Origin of the sequence: Exiguobacterium sp. B2(2022), assembly GCF_028823655.1 — a bacterium.
GTDB lineage: Bacteria > Bacillota > Bacilli > Exiguobacteriales > Exiguobacteriaceae > Exiguobacterium > Exiguobacterium aestuarii_A.
This window is the reverse complement of the sequence record NZ_JAPEHX010000004.1, coordinates 1-24,815: the sequence shown is the minus strand read 5'-3', so window position 1 is coordinate 24,815 and position 24,815 is coordinate 1. Positions and strand designations below refer to the sequence as shown.

Sequence of the window (24,815 nt, the reverse complement as noted above, 5' to 3'; positions counted from 1 at the left end):
ATGAAAGGAATCGAACAGTTCCAACATCAATTGCACTATTCGGTCTATCCGACCAAAAAATTTAAAAACGACGACTTGCCTCGTCTCGTTTGCGGCCCCGCTGTCTCAGGACACGGTGGCAGACCGGGCACTGCTTCCATTCATTATGGAAAAATCGACAGAAGCTTATCCATCAATTGAGTTATTTCACACACCGCTAGAAGATTTATATGATACAAACTTGTATGCAGGCGCATCAAAAATTGGGAAAGAGCATGTCATTCAATTTCAACTCGAAGTCGTTAATGACAATCTTGTCGGTGAAGACGTCTTGAGTCAGGCCATTCAATTACTGGAGGAAGTGTTACTTCGTCCGAATGTCTATGATGGCGCGTTCCAACCGCTCATCGTAGAGCAAGAACGCCGATTGCAGCGTCAGCGAATCGAGTCAGTTTATGATGACAAGATGCGTTTCGCTCAACAGCGTCTGCAAGAGATGCTCGGAGGCGAGCTCGCCATCCCGTCTCTCGGTACGCTCGAACAACTCGATCACGTCACGCCGAAATCACTTTTCAATGCTTATCAATCGATGATTCAGAACGATCGTGTCGACATTTATGTCGTCGGCGATGTCGACCGTCAACAAGTCGAACAGGCATTTAACCCGCTCGAATCGCTCGGGACGCGTCAGCCGAGACGTCTGCCCGAACCGAGCCGTGGTGAGTTCAAACGCTTAGAAGAGCATCAAGACATCAAGCAAAGTAAACTTCATCTCGCCTACGCGATTGACGTCGACCCGCGGACAGAAGATGCCATCCGTATGCAAGTCGTGAACGGATTATTCGGTGGGTTCCCGCACTCGAAGCTGTTCATGAACGTCCGTGAAAAAGAAAGTTTGGCCTACTATGCCGCGTCACAATACAGTTCGCTCAGTCGGAAACTGTTCGTGTATGCGGGAATCGATGCATCAAATCAACAAAAGACCGAACACATTATCGAAGAGCAGTTAATAGCACTGCAGGCGGGTGAGTTCGAAGACGAGACGTTACAACAGACGAAAGAAATGTTGTTCCACCAACGTCGCCAACTCGGAGACAGCCCTCGTCAGTTGATTGGATGGATGAGTGGTGCAGACATACGCCCGTTTTCACTCGACGAAGAGATGGCAATCATCGAGAGTACGACACGCGACCACGTCATCGCGCTTGCGAATGAGATTTCGCTCGAAGCAGTTTACTGTCTGAAAGGAGGAGAAGCATGAAACTAGATTTCCCAAACGTCGGAGAGACTTTACATCACCACGTTCTCGACAATGGCCTCTCCGTGTATTTGCTGAAGAAGACTGGATATGAGAAAACGTTCGCGACGTTCACGACGAAATATGGTTCGATTGACCGTCGCTTCAAATTAGAGGATTGGGTAGAGGTGCCGGACGGAATCGCACATTTCTTAGAGCATAAGATGTTCGAAAAAGAGGATGGCGATGTCTTCCAACAGTTCGGTCGCCAAGGGGCGTCAGCGAATGCCTTCACCTCATTCACGCGGACGGCATACTTGTTCGGGGCGACATCGAACGTGCCGGAAAACGTTCAAACGCTACTCAATTTCGTTCAGGAACCATATTTCACGAAAGAGTCAGTCGAGAAAGAAAAGGGCATCATCGGTCAAGAGATTCAGATGTATCAAGATAATCCGGGATGGCGTCTTTATTTCGGATTGATCGAAGCGATGTATGAGACGCATCCCGTCAAAATCGATATCGCCGGAACAATCGAATCGATCTCAAAAATCACGGCAGAAGATTTGTATACGTGTCATCAGGCATTCTACCATCCGAGCAACATGGCGTTGTTCGTCGTCGGGAACATCGAACCGGATGAGATGCTTGAATTGATTCGTGACAATCAGGCAGCTAAATCATTTGACGCGCCACCTTTAAGCGCACGTGAGACGGTGGAAGAGCCAACCACGGTTCGTCTGTCAGAACGGGTCATTGAGATGGATGTCTCGGTTCCGAAAGTGATGATTGGCTATAAAGATGTCCCACAAGCTGGAGAAGCCGGTCTCAAACAAGAGTTGACGGTGGAGCTCCTCATGCACGCGCTCTTTGATACGACAGCCCCCCTCTACACGGAACTGTATGCAGAAGGATTAATTGATGATGCATTCTCATTTGATTATACGTCAGAAGAGACGTTCGCCTTCGCCGCACTATCGATGGAAACGTCCCATGTCGATGCCTTTGTCGAACGTGTCACGGGTGCGTTGGAGCGCCCACTTCATCTTGATCAAGAGACGCTCAATCGTAAGAAGCGGATGATGCAGGGACAATTTTTAAAAGCACTGAATTCGCCAGAGTTTACCGCCAACCAGTTCTCACGGTATGCACTCAATGACGGGAACTTGTTCGAGATTCCGAATTTGATTGATGCGATCACATTAGATGAACTTCACGAAGCATACGTACGATTGTTCCGAAGTGAGCAACGAACGGTGTGCGTTGTCAAAAAGCCATGAAGACGTTGATTGTCGGAGCGAGCGGCGCGATTGGACGTGCCGTCTCGCTCGCTTTTCGTGAGGATGAGCTTTTGCTACATGCGAATCGAGGTCGTGAGACACTTACTCGAATGATGAAGACTGAGAAGCTACAGGCTGAACTGATTATATGTGACTTATCGGACCGAGCAGAAGTAGAGAAATGGGTGTCGTCAATCGATACCGTTGATCGAATCGTCTACGTCGCTGGTCACGCGCTACACGGTCTCGTCGTCGACCAATCGGTAGATGAGCTGGATCGACTTTACGAGGTGCATGTACGCGCCATGGTTCGATTGATTCAGTCAGTTGTTGCGCGTAAACCGTATGACCATTCACTAGATATTGTCGTCGTCTCAAGCGTTTGGGGTGAAGTCGGGGCAGCAGCCGAAGTGTTCTATTCTACGGTCAAAGCGGCACAACTCGGTTTCGTCAAAGCGTTTGCGCGTGAAGCAGGACCGTTCAATGTTCGAATCAATGCGGTCACACCAGGGTGGATTGATACGCCGATGAATGATACGGTAGAAGAGTCGAAACAAACCGTGATGGATGACATTCCGCTTGGGCGTCTTGGTACCACTGAAGACGTGGCGAAGACGATCCGATTTTTATGCTCATCGGATGCTTCATATATGACCGGCACAGTATTACGCATTGATGGCGGTTGGCAATGATCTCATCAAGATGCATAAACGAGTTCTTTTCAATTCTTCTAAAATAATTTAAAATAGGCAAGGTAGCGAATTTGCTCGAAAGGATGGTTCGGGATGGAACATAAATTCGAAGAGTGGTATCTCGAATATGAATTGTGTCAAAATCGACCGGGTATCCTCGGAGACATCGCGTCTCTCATGGGAATGCTTCAAATCTCCATCGTCACCATTAATGGAGTCGACCTGCAACGTCGTGGCATGCTGCTCAAAGCTCCGGCCGCAGATCATGTCCATCGACTCGAGCATATTTTAAAACGTATGGAAGCCATCGCAGTCATCAAATTGCGCCGCCCGAAATTACGGGACCGGATAGCGATTCGACATGGTCGTTACATCGACCACGACAGCGATGATAAGAAAACGTTCCGTTTCGTCCGAGAAGACTTAGGGATTCTTGTTGATTTCGTAGCAGAACTGATGAAAGAAGAACGTCATCTATTGATTGGCGTACGGGGGAACCCGCGCGTTGGGAAAACAGAATCCATCGTCGCAGCCAGTGTGTGTGCGAATAAACGGTGGTTGTTCTTGTCATCGACCCTCATGAAACAGACGGTCCGAACCTCTTTGTTTGAAGAAGAGCGGGAAGGCGATCATGTATACATAATCGATGGAGCGGTCTCTACGCGTACGATGGACGAGCGACATCGTCAACTGATCCGTGAGGTCATGCGGTTGCCTGCCGTGAAGGTCATTGAACACCCTGACCTTTATGTCCGAAACACCGATTGCGTGTACGAAGACTTTGATTATATTATTGAATTGAGAAACAATCCGGATGAGACGATTATCATCCCACAAGAAACGCATCGTGAGTCAGAATGGTTTGAATAATTATGTGAATGGAAGGTGTGGACCCCTGTGACAGAACTAGGGACTTTTTTGAAACAAAAGCGTGAGGAGAGCGGATTGACGCTCGACCAAATCCAGCAGACGACGAAGATTCAAAAGCGCTATATCATCGCGATCGAGGAAGGTGATTACAAAAATCTCCCTGGCTCTTTCTATGCACGGGCGTTCATTAAAACGTATGCGGAGTCACTCGGTCTCGATGTGGACGAATTGTATGAGACTTACGCAAAAGATCTACCAAAAATCGAAGCACAGCCATCCGTTCAACTTTCTCGTAAAAAGACGTATTCCAAAGCGTCCGAGTCGACGAGTCGAGTGTCGAGATGGGTTCCGAAAGTACTTCTCGCCCTTACCGTCTTTTTGCTCATTACAGCAATCTATTTTGCCGTGAGAAGCATCGACTTTGGTGGACAAGACGCAAGTCCGGCTGAACCACCGAGTTCAAATGTCACACTCGACCAGAACGAGGATGTCCCAGCGGATGAACCTGCAGAGGAAGAACCGGTATCAGAGGAGCCTGCTGAGGAAGAACCGCCAGCGGAATCTGGTCCGATTGCGGTAACGGAATCGAACGGGGCGGACATCACATATGAGCTCGCTACGAGCGATAAACTATCGACCGAGATTTATGTGAAAGAATCGCCAGCCTCATATGTCGGTGTTCGTGATACATCACTTGAAGGTCCGTTCCTTGCGCCTGAATATCCGAACCAATCGAAACAGAATCCGATTGTCATTGAAGATGCTGAAACGGACACGTTACGAATCCGGATCGGACTCATCGCAGGTGTTGAGAAAATCGTCGTCAATGGTCGCGAGCTCGAGCTTCAAGAGTCTCCGGTCACACAAAATATATTTGTAAAGAGAGTCGACGCAGAATAAGTCGACTCTCCTTCTAAGAGGAGGCGTTCTACATGAACCTACCTAACCGATTGACGATGTTACGCGTGGTGTTGATTCCCGTATTCGTCGTCTTACTCGCTGTTGATTTTGATTGGGGAAACATTGCCTTTTTAGGTGCTGAGATCCCGCTACACCAATTTATAGCTGGTGTCATCTTTACTATTGCGGCCATTACAGACTGGTTGGACGGTCATTTGGCGCGAAAACACAACTTGGTCACAAACTTCGGGAAATTCATGGACCCGCTCGCAGACAAACTACTCGTGACAGCGGCGCTCGTACTGCTCGTCGAGATGGACCTCGTGGCTGCATGGGTCGTTGTCGTGATTCTTTCTCGTGAGTTTGCGGTCACGGGTCTTCGACTTGTCGCTGCCGACGAAGGGATTGTCGTCGCAGCAGGTAAGTCAGGCAAAGCCAAAACATGGGTGCAACTGTTCGCCATCATTTTCCTCCTATTCGGTAACCCGATTTTCAGTTATGTCGGCATCCCGTTTGGGGAATGGGCGATGTGGTTGGCACTCGCACTCACGATTTACTCAGGTGCCGAGTATTTCGCACAAAACTACAAGATTATTGTGAAGTCGATGTAAGTCGACAAAGACGAGTTGGTTGATCTAGCTCGTCTTTTTTTTGAAGTCGAGGAGGAAATAAGATGAAGCGAGCCGAAATCATTGCGGTAGGAAGCGAGTTGCTCTTAGGAGAAATCGTCAATACGAATGCGAGTTACATATCGGAACAACTGTCGAAATACGGTGTCTCGGTCTTGTATCATCAAGTTGTCGGGGATAACGCGGAACGAATGCGGGAGACGTTCGAGATTGCGCGTCGTCGTTCAGACCTTGTCATCGTTACGGGTGGACTTGGACCGACGGCAGATGATGTCACGAAGACAGTCTTGTCTGATTTGCTCGAACGCCCGATTGTTCGAGACGAAGAGGCGTTTCACACGATTCAACAATTTCTTCAGTCACGTAACCGTGAGATGAATGAAGGGGACGCTCGTCAGGCGGACGTCTTGTCAGGTGCGGACGTTTTACAAAATCCGGTCGGTCTGGCTCCAGGTATGTGGATTGAAGGGGAGACGACGTGGATGCTACTTCCTGGTGTGCCACGCGAGATGCGGGCGCTCATCGATGCGACGTTTCCGAAAAAGTTTTCAGGCGCTACGCTCGTCTCAGAATCGTTACGATTTTATGAAATTGGAGAATCGGCACTTGATGATGCCGTCAAAGACTTGTTGAACGGGTCTAACCCGACTGTCGCACCTTATGCTGAGACAGGAGAAGCGAGACTTCGAATCAGTGCTCGGGCGGTAGATGATACGGCTGCACGACTGATGATTGAAGAAATGAAAGATCAAATCTTACGACGTGTCGGTTCGTATTATTTCGGGTCAGATGATGAAACGATTGCCTCATACCTCGTGCAATCCTTGACACGTCATCACCAAACACTGGCAATTGCTGAGTCATTGACAGGAGGAGAAGTCCAATCGATGATCACATCGACGCCAGGAGCATCGGCTGTCTTTTTAGGGGGAGTCGTTACCTATTCAGATGAGCTAAAAAATAGGTATTTAGGGGTCGCTCTTGATACAATTGAACAGCACTCAGTCGTCTCAAAAGAAGTTGCTTATGAGATGGTAGATGGATTAGTTAAGCAAACGAATGCGGACTACGCGCTCTCGTTCACCGGTGAAGCTGGACCAACCTCAAATTCAGGGCGCCCCGTCGGTACGGTCTACATCGGGGTGAAAACACCGGATGGAATCGAGGTCATCGAACGTGTTTATCCGCATCAAGAACGTAACGTCATTCGGCTGCGGGCTGCAAAAGATGGACTATGGGCCCTCATACAACGAATTAAAAAAGGCGAATAAATGTTCGTAAAAAACTTGTGTATCGCTATATGTTCACGTATAATGAAAGTATCAATTAAAGGAGGCTCATTTATCTATGAGTGATCGTAAACAAGCGTTAGAAATGGCATTGCGCCAAATTGAGAAACAATTCGGTAAAGGCTCGATTATGCGCCTTGGTGAAAATACAGACCAGCAAGTATCGGTCATCCCTTCTGGGTCGATTGCCCTCGACGTCGCACTTGGTGCGGGTGGATATCCACGCGGTCGTGTTATTGAAGTGTACGGACCAGAATCTTCAGGTAAGACGACTGTTGCCCTTCATGCGATTGCAGAAGTTCAAAAACGTGGCGGTCAAGCTGCGTTCGTCGATGCCGAGCATGCGCTCGATCCAAAGTATGCTAAAAATCTTGGCGTCAACATCGATGAGTTGCTGCTCTCTCAGCCAGATACAGGGGAACAGGCGCTCGAGATTGCTGAAGCGCTCGTACGCTCGGGAGCAGTTGATATCCTCGTCGTCGACTCGGTTGCGGCACTCGTACCGAAAGCCGAAATCGAAGGGGAGATGGGAGACTCGCATGTCGGTCTTCAAGCTCGTTTGATGTCTCAGGCACTTCGTAAATTGTCTGGTGCAACGAACAAATCGAAAACAATCGTCATCTTCATCAACCAAATTCGTGAGAAAATTGGAATCATGTTTGGTAACCCGGAAACGACACCTGGTGGTCGTGCCTTGAAGTTCTACTCTTCAGTACGCCTCGAAGTACGTCGTGCAGAAACGCTCAAACAAGGTCAAGATATGGTCGGGAACCGTACGAAGATCAAGATTGTAAAAAATAAGATTGCACCACCATTCAAGACGGCGGAAGTCGACATCATGTACGGTGAAGGGATTTCACGTGAAGGGGAACTCATCGACATCGGTGCAGACCTCGATATCGTTCAAAAGAGCGGTGCATGGTACTCGTTCAACGAGGAGCGTCTCGGTCAAGGTCGTGAAAATGCGAAACAATACATGAAAGAAAATCCAGCCATCGCGGCCGAAGTGGAACGTCAAATTCGTGACCACTACGGCTTGAACGGAGAAAAAACAGTCACAGTTGAAGGTGAAGACGACGAAGTTCTCTCACTTCTTGATGACGAATAAGCACAAGGTGAATATTTTTTTAGTATAATTTTTAGGCAATTGGTAGTTCTATCCTGTCCGTGCATTGCATTCTCTCTCTTAAATAAGTACAATAAAGTTATGCGCGGGCTTGCCTGCGTTACTCACTTATTAAAAAAATAAAATAACCTTGCGAAAGGGAGGTGAACATGATGGAATGGCTATACTGGCTTATTCTGATCCTCCTTTTGCCGATAGCTTTTGTTGCAGGTTTTTTTGTGCGTAAATCGATCGCCGAAGCGAAGATTCAAGGTGCCGAGACGGAAGCGACTAAGATTGTAGAACAAGCAAAACAACAATCGGAAGCGATGCAAAAAGAAGCACGGCTTGAAGTAAAAGAAGAGATGATTCAACTTCGCAATGAGACGGAACAAGAATTGCGTGAACGTCGCGAAGACCAGAAAGTGAAAGAGAATCGCCTCGTTCAAAAAGAAGAGCTTCTCGACCGCAAAGCAGATATGCTCGAGCGGAAAGAAGATTCGCTAGATGAACAGGAGCGCGGGCTCGAAAAACGCAAACGTGAAGCAGAAATGCTCGAAAGCAAAGTGGAGGACTTATACGAAGAGGCACGCCAAGAACTTGTACGCGTGGCAGCCCTCTCGAAAGATGAAGCACGTACCATCATCATGGACGAAGCGAAGCAGGAAGCGCTTCACGATGCTGCTCTCCTTCAAAAAGAAATCGAGCAAAAAGCAAAACAAGAAGCGGATAAAAAAGCGAAACACCTCTTATCTCTCACGATGCAACGATACGCTGCTGAACATGTCGCGGAGACGACGGTATCTGTCGTCAACTTACCGAGTGATGAGATGAAAGGTCGCATCATCGGGCGTGAAGGACGTAACATCCGTACGCTCGAGACGTTGACTGGAATTGACCTCATCATCGATGACACGCCAGAAGCGGTCATTTTGTCAGGTTTCGATCCGGTTCGCCGTGAAATCGCCAAAATGACGCTTGAAAAACTCGTTCAAGATGGTCGGATTCACCCGGCTCGCATTGAAGAGATGGTGGAAAAGTCTCGTCGTGAAGTGGATGAACGCATTCGTGAGTACGGAGAAGAAGCAACTTTCGAAGCCGGTATTCACGGACTCCATCCAGACCTCGTCAAGACACTCGGTCGCATGCGCTATCGTACGAGTTATGGACAGAACGTCTTGTCCCACTCGGTCGAGGTGGCACATCTTGCCGGGATGATGGCAGCCGAACTCGGGGAAGATGTCACACTCGCGAAGCGAGCTGGACTCTTGCACGATATCGGAAAAGCGATCGACCACGAAGTTGAGGGCAGTCACGTCGAAATCGGAGTAGAGCTTGCAACGAAGTACAAGGAACATCCGGTCGTCATCAACTCGATTGCTTCCCACCACGGGGACGTCGAGGCGACATCGACGATTGCAGTACTAGTCGCAGCAGCTGACGCCTTGTCGGCAGCTCGCCCTGGAGCTCGTCAAGAGACGCTAGAAAGCTACATTCGCCGTCTTGAACGACTCGAGTCAATCTGTGAGTCGTTTGAAGGTGTCGAGAAATCGTATGCGATTCAAGCGGGACGTGAAGTTCGAATTATCGTTCGCCCTGACGTCGTCGACGATGTCGTCGCCGGTAAGATGGCACGCGATATTTGTAAACGAATCGAGGATGAACTCGATTATCCTGGACAAATTAAAGTGACGGTTATTCGTGAAACACGTTCCGTCGATTATGCGAAGTAAACGAAGCGGAGAATTTCTCCGCTTTTTCTGTTTGAGGGAGGATTTTATATGAAAATTTTATTTATCGGTGATGTCGTCGGGAAACCCGGTCGAGATATTTTGAGCAATCAGATTGGTCGTTTGAAAGACAAATACAACCCGACGTTCATGCTCGTCAACGGTGAGAATGCGGCAAACGGTCGTGGTCTCACAAAAAAGATTTATCAACAGTTTTTAGAACTCGGCTTCCATGGGGTGACGATGGGGAACCATACGTGGGATAACCGTGACATCTTTGATTGGATCGACGATGCCGACCGGATCGTCCGTCCAGCAAACTATCCGGACGGGACACCTGGAGTCGGGATGATGAAGTTAAAACAAAATGGAAAGAAATTGGCCGTCATCAACGTCATGGGCAATGTCTTCTTGCCATCCCTTGACTGTCCGTTCCGTACCGTCGATCGTCTCGTTGAAGAAGTGCGTGACGAGGTAGACGCCATCTTCGTCGATGTCCATGCCGAGGCGACAAGTGAAAAGATTGCGATGGGGTATCACCTTGATGGGCGTGCCCAAGCCGTAGTCGGGACGCATACGCACGTACAGACGGCAGATGAACGTGTCTTGCCGAACGGGACAGCGTATATCACCGACGTCGGGATGACGGGTCCACTTGACGGGGTACTCGGGATGGATGCATCCGTTGTTTTAAAAAAATTTATGACACAACTCCCAGTTCGGTTTGAAGTTGCCGAGGGACGGGAACAACTTAATGGAGTTTTCATTACAATCGATGATCAGACGAAACGAGCGACAAAAATCGAACGAATACACCTAGATGATCAGACCGTCTGGTTTGATTGAACAACCTACCCGAGGGGGAAACAAGAATGGACGTACTCAAAGTTTCGGCAAAATCGAACCCTAACTCCGTTGCGGGTGCTTTAGCGGGTGTGCTACGTGAAAAAGGAACGTGTGAGATACAGGCGATTGGGGCAGGTGCGCTGAATCAGTCCATCAAAGCCGTCGCGATCGCCAGAGGCTTCGTCGCGCCAAGCGGTCTCGATTTGATTTGCATTCCAGCCTTTACCGATATTATGATTGACGGAGAGGAACGTACTGCCATCAAGCTCATCATTGAGCCACGATGAGCGGTCGGGACATAGGTCCTATTCTTGTGAAGAGGAGCCATCGGCGCGGATGGCTCCTCTTTTTTTGTGGAAAATGGACGTTCCGTCTTCTCAGTTTCGTCATTTTATGACAAGATGATAAAGAACGTATCGTTCGATTATAAGAGACAAGAGGGGGACGTTTTCAATGGAACAACTCGTGTCAACCACAGAGAAGGAAACAACGACACCAGTAATGAAAGCGATTCAAAAACACACGGCCGGTTTTGGGGCAAAACTGGTCGACGTACCAGTTCCGACGCCAGGACCTGGAGAAGTACTCATTCAAGTCAAAGCGACATCGATTTGCGGGACCGATGTTCATATCTATGAGTGGGATGAGTGGTCACAAAGCCGTGTCAAACCACCGTATGTATTCGGTCATGAGTTTTCGGGAGAAGTCGTGGCACTCGGGGAAGGGACGAAACGCATCAAAATCGGACAGACCGTATCCGCTGAGACGCATATCGTCTGTCATCAGTGTAAACAATGTTTGCGTGGACAATATCACATCTGTAAAAATACAAAAATCATCGGTGTGGACACGCAAGGTTGTTTTGCAGAGTATGTCGTTATGCCTGAAGAGAACCTATGGGTGAACCCGGAGTCGATGCCAGCGAAACTCGCCTCGATTCAAGAACCGCTCGGAAACGCGGTACACACGGTGCTAGCGAGTGACGTGTCTGCCAAATCGGTCGCCATCGTCGGATGTGGACCAATCGGACTTATGGCTGTAGGTGTCGCTAAAGCAGCTGGTGCGAGTCGCGTCTATGCGATTGACGTCAATCCATATCGCTTAAAGCTCGCAGAAGAGATGGGGGCCGATGTCGTCATCAATAGCTTAGAAGAGAATCCGCTCGAATTGATCGAGCGTGAGACCGACGGAGACGGAATCGATGTCGTCTGCGAGATGAGCGGTCATCCGATTGCGATCGATCAGGCGTTCAAGATGGTCACGGCAGGTGGGGATGTCAATGTCTTGTCACTTCCGGCTCGTCCGGTCGCCATCGACCTCACGCGTGATGTTGTCTTTAAAGGTGTCCGTGTTCAAGGTATCACAGGACGGAAGATGTACGAAACGTGGGGCCAAGTCTCGACGATGCTCGCGACAGGTCAGTTGAATGTCGAACCGATCATTACGCACGTTTTCAAGCTCGAAGAATTCGAAAAAGGATTCGAACTCATGCGGGCAGGGAAATGTGGGAAGGTCGTCTTAATACCTTAAAGGGGGAAACAACATGGCATTTGAGCATATTACAGAAGCAATCAATGAGATGAAAGAACAGGGGACGTTCCGTAAGCTCGTCCCACTCGAATCGGCACAAGGGAACGAAGTGACAATCGACGGGAAGTCACTCGTCCAGCTATCATCAAACAACTATCTCGGACTAGCGAACCATCCACGTTTGAAGCAGGCAGCGATTGAAGCGGTCGAACAGTACGGTGCGGGAACAGGATCGGTCCGGACGATTGCCGGTACGTTCGAGATGCACGAAGCATTTGAGCGCGAACTCGCAGAGTTCAAGCACACGGAAGCATCGCTCGTCTTCCAATCAGGATTCGCGACGAACCTCGGGGTCTTGTCTGCACTTCTCGGACCGGAAGATGTCGTCATCAGTGACGCACTCAACCATGCGTCGATTATCGACGGGATTCGTCTTACGAAAGCAGCGCGACGCATTTATAAGCACGTCGACCTTGAAGACTTGGAGAAGGCATTAAAAGAAACACAAGATTATCGGACACGTCTCGTCGTAACGGACGGTGTGTTCTCGATGGACGGGAACATCGCACCACTTCCGGCGATTGTCGAACTTGCAGAGAAATATGATGCTGCGGTCATGGTTGATGATGCTCACGCATCCGGCGTTCTCGGGAAGAACGGTCGCGGAACGGTCAACCACTTCGGTTTGGACGGTCGTGTCGCGTTACAGGTCGGAACGCTTTCAAAAGCAATCGGTGTCTTGGGCGGGTATGTTGCCTGTTCACAAGACGTACGCGATTACTTGATCCACAAAGGTCGTCCGTTTCTCTTCTCGACATCACATCCACCGGCAGTTGTAGCGGCGAACCGTGAAGCAATCCGTGTCATGAAAGAGGAAGAAGAGTTGTTCGACAAGCTATGGGCGAACACGGATTTTTTCAAGAACGGACTACGCGACCTTGGCTTCGATATCGGACATGCGACAACACCGATCACTCCGGTCATGCTTGGTGAAGAAACACTTGCGCATACGTTCTCGGACAAACTTAAAGAGCATGGTGTATTCGCACAGAGTATCGCTTTCCCAACAGTCGAGCGTGGGAAAGCACGCATCCGGACCATCGTCACAGCGGAGCATACAAGAGATGACCTCGAACGCGCACTCGAGGCGTTCAAAACGGTAGCGGAAGAGTTGAATGTGACACTTCACGCATAAACGGGGACTGCAGACAATCTGTCTGCAGTTTTTTGATGGATTTGTACGTAAAATCGAGTATATTCAGATAGAGCATAGATAGAGTAAGCCGAAAACGTATTCTTAATATTTCAATTACCGTAATTTGATTTAAACAGTACATATCAGAAATGAGGATAGGCTATGTTTCAACAAGGGATATTTCAAGTGGGAATGGTGTTAAATCGAGAGACGTTTTCGATTCTAACCATTTCACCACCATTCATCATAAATGTGATTTTTAGTGTCTTGATTGTGATATATGTCTTGTACTTTCGGAGTGAGGGTTGGAAAGAGAAATTGTGGAACGTTGTATTAATGTGCTACGCGCTCTTATTCATCTCTGTCTATATAGTAGCCTGGTTTGTGAGGTTGAAATACAACCTTACACCGAGTTTCGATGAATCGTTTGCCCTTGAATCCTTTCCAGGATGGAAAGCTTTTCTTATGCAAATGATTGAGAACAACATAGGAGAACCAAATTTGACAGCGAATGCGATTACGTTTGGTGCATTGTTGTTCTACTCTCGGCAGTTAAAAAGTAGAATTATGTGGGTGTTAAGATTACTTGCAATGATTCCTGTCAGTTTGTTTTTCATCATGTATATTCCGCAATTCCTTAGTTGGTTATTCCGATAAAAAAGAAGCAAGGCGCATTGCCTTGCTTAAATCATGAGTATCCCTCTAAATCCTCGAGCGGCATAATAAGAATCTGCACCATTGTGATAGACAAAAGTGTGATCATAACGGCGGTCGCAGAACAGGGCGCCGCCTTTTTGACGAATCTCATTCGGTGTCAGAATCCAACTCGATGTCTTCAAATCGAATTGACCGAGCGTTTGTAAATGTCGGTATGTTTTTTCGTCGAGAAGGGTTATGCCCATCTGTTCAGATAAGACGACCGCGCTTCCGACGGGCTTATTCTTTTTACGTGCCTCAAGAGCGGGTTCGTCATAACAGAGGCTTCGTCGACCGCTCGGACTCTCGACTGAACAGTCGCAAAAAGCGAGATCTCCGTTAGCTAGACGAATCACGTCGGGTTCGCCTCCTGTCTGTTCCATTAAGGAGAGTGTAACCAACTTGTCCTGATTAACTTGAATTCGTTCCAATACGTCTGACCAGATGAGGTCAGGATGACGTTCAACGTTTTCGGTAAAGCGAGACTCTAACGTATTTAATAACTCGAGAGTTTCTTCGTGTGAAAGCTTCGACATGGGAATCACTCCGATCATTTGTTTCTTCTAGTATACGATATGAATCGCTACAGTTTGTCTTATCCATTGTGAGAAAGGGGAATCCAAATTGAATTTTGATGAAATAAACGTTGAGCATCTAAAGGTGAACTCATTTCAGATAATGGATCTGTTCACATTGAAAACAGACTATTTGAGTCGATTGCCTGTCGGTTCGTATCGAGTCACAGATTACTGTGAACTTGACGTGATTGTCACTAAGTCACAATTAGGACGACTTCGGTACGTTGATTTGACCTTGCCGTTGGGCGTGTATATAGAGGGTCGACTTCTCTTTTTGTATGATCCGTATCGTCGTGAGATCTATTCAACACATGAACAAGTCGATTATCCAAATAAACAAAATATCTCGACTGTTGATTTCTTATGTGCTCATAGTCGCGACTTTCACGACCCTGATTCGTATTCACTAAAGAGTGAAGACCTGTATAAACTACCATCGGATAGTCATTGGAGGGAATTTGGGTTGCCGAAAGTAAAGTCATCTGCAACATTCCTCTTGCGACTAGTCAAATCACTGAACGTCTCTTCATTTCAGACAGTTTTAAAGAAGAGTCGATTTCTAACTGATCTCAAGGGATGGGCAGATGTGACAAAGTGTGAATACAGTGTCGAACATTACGGAAAATGGATGTGGTCGAATGAGTATATGATGACCTGTCATCTTCCAAACGTATCTGAAGGTGAACTTCTTCAATTGATTACGATGATTGAGGAGAGTGATGAGTTGGAAGATTTTCGATTTTTGATTGAGACCGAGGCAAGCATTCTGTCACTATTTATTTTAGGAAATCTGAAACGTGGCGATGCTGTCGGAGTGTTTCAATACGAAATTAACTAAGAGGGGGGATGGCAATGAAGTTCGAGGATTTATTCTTCTATGACGGGATGACGCACGTGTTTGATTATCAACATGATGTAGGATCGAGCCGCCTGACCTTTCAATTACAGTTACTCGATCACCAGAGTAAGCGAAACACGAGATTCCGTGAACGGGTCGAAGTTGGTGGAGTTCATCCGCAACGGGAAGTAATCAATGTGAAACTATGTTTTGAAGACGTCATCTATATGGAGGTCATTCAAGAATCATTTGCGGATGGAATCATGGATGAAGTGACGGATGAGTTCGAGGGGAGGCAAATCAAACGATTCGAGCAATCTGGATACTTAGATTTTTTAAAACAGACGCGTTTCTCATTTTGGGAAGTGATACATGATGACTCAACAATCTTCACGCACTATCGCATTTGTGGGCTGAACTCAGTTCTAGAAATCATCACACTTTCGGAACCGATCATTGCATCTGTGATTTCACTCGATTGTCATCGAAAAGGAAGTCCAACTATGTATTTTGGTGGAAAGTTCTATAAGTAAGGCGCCCTCTCTTTAAGAAGGCGCCTGTTGTTTATACAGATGATACGGTTAACATGGACTGTTCAGTTAATCGTCCGATCCAAATCAACGGAAGGGTCAAAAGTGCTCCGAGAAGGTAAATCGAATCAATCGGTAGTCCGTCGGCGAGAAGACCGAACAGCAAACTCCCTACACTGAATGCGAGTGCGTATCCCGTTTGTTGCACACTATATACGTAAGGGAGCTGTGTAGCCGGTATCTGTTCTTGAATGACGGTGTTCGTCTGGATGATGCGGATTTGTGTAGCTGCGCCTTGAATCACTAACGCCAAAATTGCAAACGCGAGATGTGCAGACATACCGAATAAAATGGCGGCGACAATGGATAAGATAGCGGTAGATGGTAACGATGGCGCTCGTCGAGACCGATAAAGATAGGCACTCGCCGCAATCATACTGATCAAAAATGCTGCGTTGAGCATCCCCCACCAGCCCGTATCGACTTGTAGATGTCGTTTGAGATAGACGAGAAGCAATGCCGAAATCCAGAGCGTGCTGACAAATGATTCATACGTCACAAACCATGTCACACGACGGGCGAATGGTGACGTTCTTACATAAGTAAGACTAGCGCGTAAGGTAATCGATTCATCCGTTCCATCATCGACGCTGTCTTCCGTAAGCGATTGATTGAAGTAAATCGTCACAATCGTGGAAAGGACGAAAAGAACGAGGGAAACGACTAACGCGAGAGCGCTCGAGGTGAAAGAGACGAGCATCGTCCCGAGCGGCCACATGGCGAGCTGGATGAACTGATTGGAACCTTGCACGAGGCTGTTCGCTTGTTGACGATTCGTCGTCAATCTTGGGATGAATGATGCTTGGATGGGACGTGCGAATCCATCGAGGAAAGCGATCAACACGACAAGACCGAGAACTAGAATCGAATCCGTGAAGAGAACGAGAACAAGGGTAACCGTCTTCATCAGTTGTGACAGGACGAGCGTTTTCCCTAGCGAGTAGCGGCTGAGGATACGGGCGAAAAAGAGTCCGCTGAGTGTCATACCGGCAGTCACGGCAATCGGGAAGCTGGCCGCCATGAGAGCGGAACCGGTTTGTTGATACAACGAGGCAATGAGCGCGACGATGTATAGGACATCGCCAATATTGGCGAGCCATTGGCTAACGAGCAGTGTATAAAACGATTTCATCACAAATCTCCTCCGAATCTATTCAATTGGGTGGGTTCGACGAATCGTTTTTACACATTTTCACCTCTTCATAAAATGATATAAAAATAATTATACAAAATTTGATTAATTCTGTAAACTTGTCATATGGTCGCAATTGTTAATATTAGGAGGGTGAAATGATTCAACAAGCTTTGAAACTCGTAGGTAAAAAGAAGTTGGAGTGGGTTACAACACGAGTACCTGCTCTTGAAGCAGATCAAGTTTTGATTGAAACCATCGCTACCGCCATTAGTGTTGGGGCAGAGCTACCTCAATATGACGAAACGGATTTAACTGATTCGAGTCCGAACTATCCCCGTAAAGTGGGATATGAGAGTTATGGAAGGGTTGTAGATAAGGGGGAGGATGTCACGACACTCCATGTTGGCGACCGGGTGATTGCTTTTTATGGACAACAAACATACGGGATCGTCTCTGCACAGAAAGCGTTTTATGTTCCACCGGAAGTGGATTATAAAACGGCGTTGCTAGCGATTTTGTCATGTGATGCAGCGAAAGGGGTTAGAAAATTAGCACCATCCTCTACCGATTCGGTCATTGTTTCTGGATTGGGGACGATGGGCTTACTCGCAACATATTACTTAAGAAATTATTATGGTGTGAAGAAGATTGATGCAATCGAGCCAGATTCGAATCGAAGAGAATTAGCTTATCGGTTTGGAGTTGAACAGGTATACGCCCCGAACGAGGTGAAGGACAGCCACTACCATTATGGCATGGAGTGTTCTGCTAGAAACGAAGGGTTCATGAACCTTCAACAGGCAGTAATGCCGAATGGGTCTATCTGTATCTTATCAGACGGTAATCAAGAAGAACTGGTGCTTCAACCGCAATTCTATGAAAAAGAGTTACATATCGTCGGATCAAGTGACGGTTGGGACTATAGAGAACATTTCAAGTGGTTTTTTGAAGCGAGTTGGCAAACCTCATACATACAAGAGATTTTTGAGTTAGACATTGATCAATCTAGCTTAATTGCTACGTTTGAAAGACTAAGTGCACATGTCATCAACCCAATTAAGATTGCAGTGACATATAAAAAAGAAAATACATCATTTGATGACTGAGAAGGATGGATCCATATGCTTGAATATAAATTAAATAACGATATCACACTGAGAATGTTTAATGTAAACGACGCAGACGCGCTGTTTGACCTGACGATGGCATCGAAGCCTTATCTCCGAGAGTGGCTCGGTTGGCTTGACTACATTGAAACAGTAGAAGACTCGAAGCGAAACATAGAAGGACGAATTAAAGGACTGATTGAGACGGGTGGATTCCCAAAATCATTCGCTGTGATCTATAAAGGCGTGCTTGCCGGGACAATCGGATTTAACGAAATCGATCGTGGGATTCAATGTGGCACAATTGGTTACTGGCTCGGACAAGAATTTCAGGGGAAAGGCATCATGAGTCGAGCGCTGGAGACCATCATCGAGTACGGGTTCCGAGATTTGAAATTAAATAAGATTGAGATTCGAGTCGCGACTGAAAATGTAAAAAGCCGCGCACTCCCGGAACGACTTGGCTTTAGGGAAGAAGGGGTCATTCGAGATGCAGAATGGCTGTATGACCGTTACGTTGATCATGTTGTTTATGGGTTGTTGCAGGATGAATGGAGAGGAAATAATGACTGACGTGAATCAAGAATTTGTTAGGGCGATTTATGAAACGGTGATCAGAGAAGGAATCGATGAATATAAAGAAATGTATGAGACGGTAGAAGTGGATTCAAACATGGATGCGTTTTGGAATTTATATCAAAACTCTAATCCAGATGAAAAGGAAATCTTATTAAAGATGATGGAACAAATCATGATTGATACAGTCTCTCATATGCTAGGGATTATTGACGGAAGTTCCACACTAAATGATAGCGAGCTCGAGCCTAAGTTATTGCTAGACTCACAAGATACAGAGAATGAATTGCAGGATTCATTCTTAGAATTGGTCGAATTGAACTTGGATGGCAATGACGAGGAGAATAGAAGATAAGATATTATATTGAGTTATATGATGATTCTAACGATCAATTTGAAGTGGCTTCGTATTTTCCACTAGATTCTTGAGTTACATGACAAAGACCCGCCCTTCACGAGAGGGCGGGTCTTTCGTCTGAGTCGAACAATTCAGTACCGAATTCTTCATACGCCTGTTCATATCGACGTAAGGAAGATTCTTTGTGCATACAGGTGACGTTCATTCGCTCAGATGGCGTCATATCGGTCGCATACGTTTTTAACACATGGGCGTTTCGGAGCATTGACGGGGTGACCGATCGTGCGAGCCCGCTCCGTTCATTTAGCTGTCGCATCATCTTCGTGATCATGACAATCGTTAGTTGTTTCGGCTGATTTTTCGCATATACCCAGCGGAATGTCATCCTTGCGAAATCGAATGAGACGAAGACCGGGTCTTCCGAGTACCAGCGTGGTCGCACCGGTGTCGGTATGTCGGCTAGGTAGTTCATGAGTAACGATTGGTCTTCTTGCGAGAGCTTCAACGTGAACTGGTTCCCGAGACGGTCATACACGTCAAAGGTATGATCAGCCAGATGCAGATCGTTCATACGCAAACGAATGATGTGATGGACACGCAAGCCATATTTATAGAAGAGCGTCACAATCAGTTCGTTCCGATTGACGAGATATGGGTGGGCTTGCAACTGATTCTCGCTCAAGCCCCTCGTCGAACGAATCGTATGAACAAGACGATCGAATTCAGACTCGAGTGCGATTTGGTCGATGGACAACGTATGTGCCGGCTGTGAGTAGGCAAGCATCTTCTTCCGAAGCGGATTTAAAAAGTGGGTCAGGCTATTGATGACCGTGACGATTCGAGCGACGGTCGCCTGTTGATAGTGCTTCTCTTCGATTAAAAAGTCATTCACAAACGTCTTCCACGATTCGATGGGGACGTCTAACCAGTCCGTCGGTTCGTTCAGTTCGACATTGTGGTCGTGAAAGTATTTATGCACGTCAATCAAGTCGTAGCGATATCGTTTTAGCGTCGAGGGTTGACGGCCGCTTGCTCCGAGATGATACAAGTACGTTTCGATAAATTCCGGGAGCGGATAGTCTTTTCTACGTTTCGTCATGGTCGAGCCTCCTTCTTCTTTTATCCTACCACAAACGGACGTTCTCTATACGTTGATTCGTGGTAAGATGAAAGGTGAGACTTTATGGAATGAGGGATTACATGATAGAACGTGAAAAAGTTGTCATCGTCGGCTGTCAGTTACCGAATGTCGATGATTGGACATATGAACAGTCGATGGGCGAGCTCGTCGAACTCGTGGATACGGCGCAAGGTGAAGTCGTCGCACGACTCGACCAGAAACGTCAACAAGTCGACCGTCGTACCTTTATCGGGAAAGGGAAAATTGAAGAGCTCGCGATGCTCGTCGAACAGTTCGAGCCGGATTTGTTAATCTTTAACGCCGAGTTGACACCGGCGCAGTCGAAGAACATTCGCATCGCCTTGAACGACCCGGATGAGATGAAGCTGATTGACCGTACGCAGCTCATCTTAGACATCTTTGCGAGCCGTGCGCAATCGCGCGAAGGGAAATTGCAGGTCGAACTCGCGCAGATGAACTATTTACTACCACGTCTCATCGGGCAAGGGACACAGCTCTCGCGACTCGGTGGTGGAATCGGGACTCGTGGACCGGGTGAGACAAAACTTGAGTCGGACCGTCGCCACATCAAGCGTCGCATCGATGAGATTACAAAGCAACTCGAAGGAACGGTCGCACACCGGGATCGCTACCGGGAACGTCGGAAAGAAAATCGCGTCTTCCAGGTCGCGCTCGTCGGGTATACGAATGCTGGGAAGTCGACAATCTTTAACCGATTGACGGATGCAGATACGTATGAACAGGATGAGTTGTTCGCAACACTTGACCCGTTGACGCGTGAACTTGAACTTCCACGTGGTGGAAAAGTGTTGATTACCGATACGGTCGGATTTATTCGTGACTTGCCGACGAAACTCGTTGCCGCTTTCCGTTCGACTTTGGAAGAAGTGGTCGGTGCCGATTTGATCCTCCACGTCATCGATGCATCGAACCCACATTATTTGAACCAAATCGATACGACGAATGCGGTATTGGAAGAACTCGGTGCGAGTGAGGTCCCACAACTCGAGGTATATAATAAGAAAGACCGCCTCACGGAAGACTTCGTCGGTGGACCGCTGTTGATTTCGGCAATCGCATCAGAAGACATCGAGCAGTTGACTGGTGCACTCGAAGATAAAATCTCGGATATTTTAACAAAAGTCCACGTCGTCTTACCGGTGACGGCTTTTGAACATTACCACCCAGCCAAGGAGGCGATGTACCGTCTTGAAGAAAAATTCTTGGATGATGGTTCTGTCGAGTTGGTAGGCTATATGAGAGAAGACACGCGTCTATATGCGACGCTAAAACAATTTGAGGTGTAAGTATGTGGCAAGAAAAGATTGAACATTATGATGCACTCGCGCCGTATGTGAAAAAGGCCGAGGCACGAGTGAAACCATTTTTTGAGAAGATTGAAGAGACGGCTGAGTTCAACCAGTATCGTGTTCTCGAATCGTTTAAAAAGCATAAAGTATCGGATTTCCATTTTAATCCGACGACAGGGTATGGATATGATGATCTCGGTCGTGACACGCTCGAGTCGATTTATGCAGATGTGTTCGGAGCAGAGCTCGCATTATGCCGTCCGCAAATCATCTCGGGTACGCATGCGATCGGGATTGCCTTGTTCGGTGTCCTCCTACCAGGTGACGAATTGCTGTATATCACAGGGAAGCCATACGACACGCTCGAGGAAATCGTCGGTATCCGTGGGGACGGTCGCGGCTCTTTAAAAGAGCTTGGTGTCCATTACGATACTGTCGAGTTAAAAGAGGAACGTGAAATCGACATCGACCGCGTCATCGAACGAATTCGTCCAGAAACGAAACTCGTCGGGATTCAGCGCTCGAAAGGATATGCGAATCGTCGCAGTATTCCAGTCGAAGAAATCAAAATCGCCATCGAACGCATCAAAGCGGCGCATCCGCATGTGTATGTGTTTGTTGACAATTGCTACGGTGAATTTGTCGAGACAATCGAACCGACTCACGTCGGTGCAGACTTGATGGCGGGTTCCTTGATCAAGAACCCAGGAGGCGGGTTGGCGAAGACGGGAGGGTATATCGCAGGGACGAAAGAACTGATTGAACGTTGTTCGTTCCGGATGACGACTCCAGGTATCGGGAGTGAAGCTGGACCATCGCTCTATTCGCTTCAAGAAATGTATCAAGGCTTTTATATGGCTCCTCATACTGTCGCACAGGCATTGAAAGGGGCACACTTGACGGCAAGCCTTTTATCGTTGATTGGGTTTGAGACTGACCCACACTATTCGACTCTGAGAACGGACTTGATTCAATCGGTGACGTTCCGCGACCGTGAGAAGATGATCGCGTTTTGTCAAAGCATCCAAATGGCATCGCCGGTAAACGCTCATGCATTACCCGTTCCGGCCTATATGCCTGGATATGAGGATGATGTCATCATGGCAGCAGGGACGTTCATTCAAGGTTCATCGATCGAGCTGTCAGCGGATGGCCCACTTCGAGCGCCATACACAGCGTATGTTCAAGGTGGTCTGACGTATGCGCATGTGAAAGTCGCGCTTATGTTGGCGTTGAGCCAATTACACGATAAAGGACTGGTCGAATTTAACGACCAAAATCAACAAGCACATTTGTAACCGTTCTGTCATGTTAACTTTCTTAACATCTATTGACAGGATTGTTGTCATGTATTATTCTCACATTGTGAGACAGAAAAGGAGGGGTAAGGATGGCTGATCAATTTCGTCGCTCCAACCCGTTGTTTCCGATTGGAATCGTCCAAGATCTGACGCAACTGACTGGTAGACAGATTCGGTATTATGAAGAACAGGGTCTGATTTCGCCTAGTCGGACGGAATCGAAACGACGGCTTTATTCCTTTAATGATGTCGAACGTCTACTCGCAATCAAGGATTACATTGACCAAGGCTTTAATTTGGCGGCAATTCGCCACATGTTAGAGCAAGAAGGTGAAAAAGAAGCAGAAACGTCTGCTCCGACCGCACCGGTCAATGAAGCACCAAAGGTTTCGGAAAAAGAGTTACATCATTTGTTGAAAACACAGCTTCAAGAAGCCGGTCGTTTCAATAAGACGTCGCTCATTCAAGGCGAGCTTTCACGTTTTTATCGATAACGCCGCACACATCAACCATTACACAATGTGAGAGGGGACATTTTACCATGGCCAGAAAAACGTTCACAAAAGAAGACATTAAACGCATCGCACAAGAGGAAGACGTACGCTTTATTCGTCTTCAATTCACGGATATCCTCGGAACAATCAAAAACGTCGAGGTGCCGATCAGCCAATTGGACAAAGCACTTGATAACAAGATGATGTTTGACGGATCGTCAATCGAAGGATTCGTCCGCATCGAGGAATCAGACATGTACTTATATCCAGACCTCAACACATGGGTTGTCTTCCCGTGGACAGATGGCAGCGGAAAAGTCGCTCGCTTAATTTGTGATATTTATAACCCAGACGGTACACCATTCAGTGGTGACCCGCGCGGTACACTCAAGCGTAACCTTGAGAAAATGCAAAAACTTGGCTTCTCAGCGTTCAACGTTGGACCAGAGCCAGAGTTCTTCTTGTTCAAGAAAGACGCATCAGGTCGTCCGACACTTGAACTCAACGACCAAGGTGGATACTTCGACTTGGCACCAGTTGACCTCGGTGAAAACTGCCGTAAAGAAATCGTCATCGAACTTGAAAACATGGGCTTTGAAATCGAAGCATCACACCACGAAGTTGCACCAGGACAACACGAAATCGACTTCAAATACGCAGATGCTGTCACAACGGCAGATAACATCCAAACGTTCAAGCTCGTTGTTAAGACGATTGCTGCGAAGTATGGTCTTCACGCGACATTCATGCCAAAACCACTCTTTGGAGTGAACGGTTCAGGAATGCACGCGAACATGTCACTCTTCAAAGGCGACACAAACGTCTTCTACGATCCAAATGGCGACATGGAACTTTCAGACACAGCTCGCGCGTTCACAGCTGGTATCTTGGAGCACGCTCGTGCGTTCACAGCAGTATGTAACCCGACTGTGAACTCTTACAAGCGTCTCGTACCTGGTTACGAAGCACCTTGCTACGTTGCATGGAGCGCACGCAACCGTTCACCACTTGTACGTGTACCAGCAGCACGTGGTCTCTCGACTCGTATCGAAGTACGTTCGGTTGACCCAGCAGCGAACCCGTACCTCGCACTTGCTGCTCTCTTGGCTTCAGGTCTTGACGGAATCGAAAAAGATTTGAATGCACCAAAACCAATCGACAGCAACATCTACGTGATGGACAAGCCAGAGCGTGTAGCAAACGGAATCGACGATCTCCCGGCAACGCTCTTCGATGCACTCGAAGTCCTTCGTGCGGACAAAGTCGTGATGGAATCACTCGGTGAGCACATCGGCGAACACTTCCTCGAATTGAAAGAAATCGAGTGGGATATGTTCCGTATGCAAGTCACGGAGTGGGAACGCGATCAGTACATGACGCTCTACTAATAGAAGAGATATGCAAAAAGAG

The 24,815-nt window shown here is 47.4% G+C and carries 25 protein-coding genes; 22 read left to right on the top strand and 3 right to left on the bottom strand.

What is annotated here, in order from left to right:
- Positions 1-25 precede the first annotated feature (25 nt).
- From yfmF to ON063_RS01370, 13 genes are all read left to right on the top strand, one after another.
- A complete protein-coding gene (gene yfmF / locus ON063_RS01430) occupies positions 26-1,240 on the top strand; it encodes an EF-P 5-aminopentanol modification-associated protein YfmF (RefSeq protein WP_446719116.1) in 1,215 nt (404 codons plus the stop codon).
- Positions 1,237-2,496, top strand: a complete 1,260-nt coding sequence (gene yfmH / locus ON063_RS01425; RefSeq protein WP_274663982.1) for an EF-P 5-aminopentanol modification-associated protein YfmH — start codon at positions 1,237-1,239, stop codon at positions 2,494-2,496. The genes yfmF and yfmH overlap by 4 nt, the downstream gene beginning before the upstream one ends.
- The gene (gene ymfI, locus ON063_RS01420) at positions 2,475-3,188 is read left to right on the top strand and encodes an elongation factor P 5-aminopentanone reductase (protein ID WP_274663981.1); all 714 of its coding nucleotides are present in this window, start codon (positions 2,475-2,477) and stop codon (positions 3,186-3,188) included. Before yfmH ends, ymfI begins: the two co-directional genes overlap by 22 nt.
- Before the next feature lie 93 nt (positions 3,189-3,281).
- Positions 3,282-4,058, top strand: a complete 777-nt coding sequence (locus ON063_RS01415; protein ID WP_012726484.1) for a YmfK family protein — start codon at positions 3,282-3,284, stop codon at positions 4,056-4,058.
- A gap of 27 nt (positions 4,059-4,085) precedes the next feature.
- A complete protein-coding gene (locus ON063_RS01410; protein WP_074033219.1) occupies positions 4,086-4,958 on the top strand; it encodes a helix-turn-helix domain-containing protein in 873 nt (290 codons plus the stop codon).
- A 32-nt stretch (positions 4,959-4,990) separates the two neighbouring features.
- Positions 4,991-5,569, top strand: a complete 579-nt coding sequence (pgsA, locus tag ON063_RS01405) for a CDP-diacylglycerol--glycerol-3-phosphate 3-phosphatidyltransferase (RefSeq protein WP_214692781.1) — start codon at positions 4,991-4,993, stop codon at positions 5,567-5,569.
- 62 nt (positions 5,570-5,631) lie between these two features.
- Positions 5,632-6,858, top strand: a complete 1,227-nt coding sequence (locus ON063_RS01400; RefSeq protein ID WP_274663980.1) for a competence/damage-inducible protein A — start codon at positions 5,632-5,634, stop codon at positions 6,856-6,858.
- A 76-nt stretch (positions 6,859-6,934) separates the two neighbouring features.
- Positions 6,935-7,984 (top strand): recombinase RecA, encoded by a 1,050-nt coding sequence (recA, locus tag ON063_RS01395; protein WP_074033216.1) that lies wholly within the window; start codon positions 6,935-6,937, stop codon positions 7,982-7,984.
- 167 nt (positions 7,985-8,151) lie between these two features.
- Positions 8,152-9,714 carry a ribonuclease Y gene (gene rny / locus ON063_RS01390; protein WP_214748227.1) on the top strand — a complete coding sequence of 521 codons (1,563 nt, stop codon included), beginning with the start codon at positions 8,152-8,154 and terminating at the stop codon, positions 9,712-9,714.
- Positions 9,715-9,762: 48 nt separating this feature from the next.
- On the top strand, positions 9,763-10,557 hold the full coding sequence (locus tag ON063_RS01385; RefSeq protein WP_214692776.1) for a TIGR00282 family metallophosphoesterase: 795 nt from the start codon (positions 9,763-9,765) through the stop codon (positions 10,555-10,557).
- A gap of 26 nt (positions 10,558-10,583) precedes the next feature.
- A complete protein-coding gene (locus ON063_RS01380; protein WP_012726477.1) occupies positions 10,584-10,844 on the top strand; it encodes a stage V sporulation protein S in 261 nt (86 codons plus the stop codon).
- Positions 10,845-11,010: 166 nt separating this feature from the next.
- A complete protein-coding gene (gene tdh, locus ON063_RS01375; RefSeq protein WP_274663979.1) occupies positions 11,011-12,087 on the top strand; it encodes an L-threonine 3-dehydrogenase in 1,077 nt (358 codons plus the stop codon).
- A gap of 13 nt (positions 12,088-12,100) precedes the next feature.
- Complete coding sequence (locus ON063_RS01370) at positions 12,101-13,282, top strand: glycine C-acetyltransferase (RefSeq protein WP_274663978.1); 1,182 nt, start codon at positions 12,101-12,103, stop codon at positions 13,280-13,282.
- Positions 13,283-13,965: 683 nt separating this feature from the next.
- Here the strand turns inward: ON063_RS01370 and ON063_RS01365 are convergent.
- Positions 13,966-14,514, bottom strand: coding sequence for a DUF4256 domain-containing protein (locus ON063_RS01365; RefSeq protein ID WP_274663977.1), 549 nt, complete (start codon positions 14,512-14,514; stop codon positions 13,966-13,968).
- A 142-nt stretch (positions 14,515-14,656) separates the two neighbouring features.
- Here ON063_RS01365 and ON063_RS01360 point away from each other — a divergent pair, with 142 nt between their 5' ends.
- Both ON063_RS01360 and ON063_RS01355 read left to right on the top strand, forming a co-directional pair.
- Entirely contained in the window at positions 14,657-15,394 is a 738-nt protein-coding gene (locus ON063_RS01360; RefSeq protein ID WP_274663976.1) for a hypothetical protein, read from the top strand.
- A gap of 14 nt (positions 15,395-15,408) precedes the next feature.
- Complete coding sequence (locus ON063_RS01355; protein ID WP_274663975.1) at positions 15,409-15,927, top strand: hypothetical protein; 519 nt, start codon at positions 15,409-15,411, stop codon at positions 15,925-15,927.
- A 31-nt stretch (positions 15,928-15,958) separates the two neighbouring features.
- Here ON063_RS01355 and ON063_RS01350 read toward each other — a convergent pair whose 3' ends face one another.
- Positions 15,959-17,116 (bottom strand): MFS transporter, encoded by a 1,158-nt coding sequence (locus ON063_RS01350; protein ID WP_274663974.1) that lies wholly within the window; start codon positions 17,114-17,116, stop codon positions 15,959-15,961.
- A gap of 158 nt (positions 17,117-17,274) precedes the next feature.
- Between ON063_RS01350 and ON063_RS01345 the strand changes: the two genes are divergently transcribed.
- The 3 genes from ON063_RS01345 to ON063_RS01335 are packed head-to-tail and all read left to right on the top strand — an operon-like array spanning position 17,275 to position 19,156.
- The gene (locus ON063_RS01345) at positions 17,275-18,225 is read left to right on the top strand and encodes an alcohol dehydrogenase catalytic domain-containing protein (protein WP_274663973.1); all 951 of its coding nucleotides are present in this window, start codon (positions 17,275-17,277) and stop codon (positions 18,223-18,225) included.
- A gap of 15 nt (positions 18,226-18,240) precedes the next feature.
- On the top strand, positions 18,241-18,798 hold the full coding sequence (locus ON063_RS01340; protein WP_274663972.1) for a GNAT family N-acetyltransferase: 558 nt from the start codon (positions 18,241-18,243) through the stop codon (positions 18,796-18,798).
- Positions 18,791-19,156 (top strand): transposase, encoded by a 366-nt coding sequence (locus ON063_RS01335; RefSeq protein ID WP_274663971.1) that lies wholly within the window; start codon positions 18,791-18,793, stop codon positions 19,154-19,156. Before ON063_RS01340 ends, ON063_RS01335 begins: the two co-directional genes overlap by 8 nt.
- A gap of 97 nt (positions 19,157-19,253) precedes the next feature.
- On the opposite strand, the gene ON063_RS01330 is transcribed toward ON063_RS01335, so the two are convergent.
- Complete coding sequence (locus tag ON063_RS01330) at positions 19,254-20,258, bottom strand: tyrosine-type recombinase/integrase (RefSeq protein WP_274663970.1); 1,005 nt, start codon at positions 20,256-20,258, stop codon at positions 19,254-19,256.
- Positions 20,259-20,359: 101 nt separating this feature from the next.
- Here ON063_RS01330 and hflX point away from each other — a divergent pair, with 101 nt between their 5' ends.
- The 4 genes from hflX (at position 20,360) to glnA (ending at position 24,793) form a co-directional block, all read left to right on the top strand.
- Positions 20,360-21,607 carry a GTPase HflX gene (hflX, locus tag ON063_RS01325; protein WP_274663969.1) on the top strand — a complete coding sequence of 416 codons (1,248 nt, stop codon included), beginning with the start codon at positions 20,360-20,362 and terminating at the stop codon, positions 21,605-21,607.
- A gap of 2 nt (positions 21,608-21,609) precedes the next feature.
- A complete protein-coding gene (locus tag ON063_RS01320) occupies positions 21,610-22,908 on the top strand; it encodes a methionine gamma-lyase family protein (protein ID WP_274663968.1) in 1,299 nt (432 codons plus the stop codon).
- Positions 22,909-23,000: 92 nt separating this feature from the next.
- Positions 23,001-23,405, top strand: coding sequence for a MerR family transcriptional regulator (locus tag ON063_RS01315; RefSeq protein ID WP_271304690.1), 405 nt, complete (start codon positions 23,001-23,003; stop codon positions 23,403-23,405).
- Between the two features lie 47 nt (positions 23,406-23,452).
- Complete coding sequence (gene glnA, locus ON063_RS01310; RefSeq protein WP_214692727.1) at positions 23,453-24,793, top strand: type I glutamate--ammonia ligase; 1,341 nt, start codon at positions 23,453-23,455, stop codon at positions 24,791-24,793.
- Positions 24,794-24,815 lie beyond the last annotated feature (22 nt).

Coding starts and splice junctions, on each gene's coding strand:
- tdh (WP_274663979.1), top strand. CDS start 11,011: ATGGAACAACTCGTGTCAACCACAGAGAAGGAAACAACGACACCAGTA.
- hflX (WP_274663969.1), top strand. CDS start 20,360: ATGATAGAACGTGAAAAAGTTGTCATCGTCGGCTGTCAGTTACCGAAT.
- yfmH (WP_274663982.1), top strand. CDS start 1,237: ATGAAACTAGATTTCCCAAACGTCGGAGAGACTTTACATCACCACGTT.
- ON063_RS01355 (WP_274663975.1), top strand. CDS start 15,409: ATGAAGTTCGAGGATTTATTCTTCTATGACGGGATGACGCACGTGTTT.
- rny (WP_214748227.1), top strand. CDS start 8,152: ATGATGGAATGGCTATACTGGCTTATTCTGATCCTCCTTTTGCCGATA.
- ON063_RS01340 (WP_274663972.1), top strand. CDS start 18,241: ATGCTTGAATATAAATTAAATAACGATATCACACTGAGAATGTTTAAT.
- ON063_RS01365 (WP_274663977.1), bottom strand. CDS start 14,514: ATGTCGAAGCTTTCACACGAAGAAACTCTCGAGTTATTAAATACGTTA.
- ON063_RS01320 (WP_274663968.1), top strand. CDS start 21,610: ATGTGGCAAGAAAAGATTGAACATTATGATGCACTCGCGCCGTATGTG.
- recA (WP_074033216.1), top strand. CDS start 6,935: ATGAGTGATCGTAAACAAGCGTTAGAAATGGCATTGCGCCAAATTGAG.
- ON063_RS01335 (WP_274663971.1), top strand. CDS start 18,791: ATGACTGACGTGAATCAAGAATTTGTTAGGGCGATTTATGAAACGGTG.
- ON063_RS01330 (WP_274663970.1), bottom strand. CDS start 20,258: ATGACGAAACGTAGAAAAGACTATCCGCTCCCGGAATTTATCGAAACG.
- pgsA (WP_214692781.1), top strand. CDS start 4,991: ATGAACCTACCTAACCGATTGACGATGTTACGCGTGGTGTTGATTCCC.
- ON063_RS01350 (WP_274663974.1), bottom strand. CDS start 17,116: ATGAAATCGTTTTATACACTGCTCGTTAGCCAATGGCTCGCCAATATT.
- ON063_RS01315 (WP_271304690.1), top strand. CDS start 23,001: ATGGCTGATCAATTTCGTCGCTCCAACCCGTTGTTTCCGATTGGAATC.
- glnA (WP_214692727.1), top strand. CDS start 23,453: ATGGCCAGAAAAACGTTCACAAAAGAAGACATTAAACGCATCGCACAA.
- ON063_RS01360 (WP_274663976.1), top strand. CDS start 14,657: ATGGATCTGTTCACATTGAAAACAGACTATTTGAGTCGATTGCCTGTC.
- ON063_RS01385 (WP_214692776.1), top strand. CDS start 9,763: ATGAAAATTTTATTTATCGGTGATGTCGTCGGGAAACCCGGTCGAGAT.
- ON063_RS01400 (WP_274663980.1), top strand. CDS start 5,632: ATGAAGCGAGCCGAAATCATTGCGGTAGGAAGCGAGTTGCTCTTAGGA.
- ON063_RS01370 (WP_274663978.1), top strand. CDS start 12,101: ATGGCATTTGAGCATATTACAGAAGCAATCAATGAGATGAAAGAACAG.
- ON063_RS01345 (WP_274663973.1), top strand. CDS start 17,275: ATGATTCAACAAGCTTTGAAACTCGTAGGTAAAAAGAAGTTGGAGTGG.
- ON063_RS01380 (WP_012726477.1), top strand. CDS start 10,584: ATGGACGTACTCAAAGTTTCGGCAAAATCGAACCCTAACTCCGTTGCG.
- ON063_RS01415 (WP_012726484.1), top strand. CDS start 3,282: ATGGAACATAAATTCGAAGAGTGGTATCTCGAATATGAATTGTGTCAA.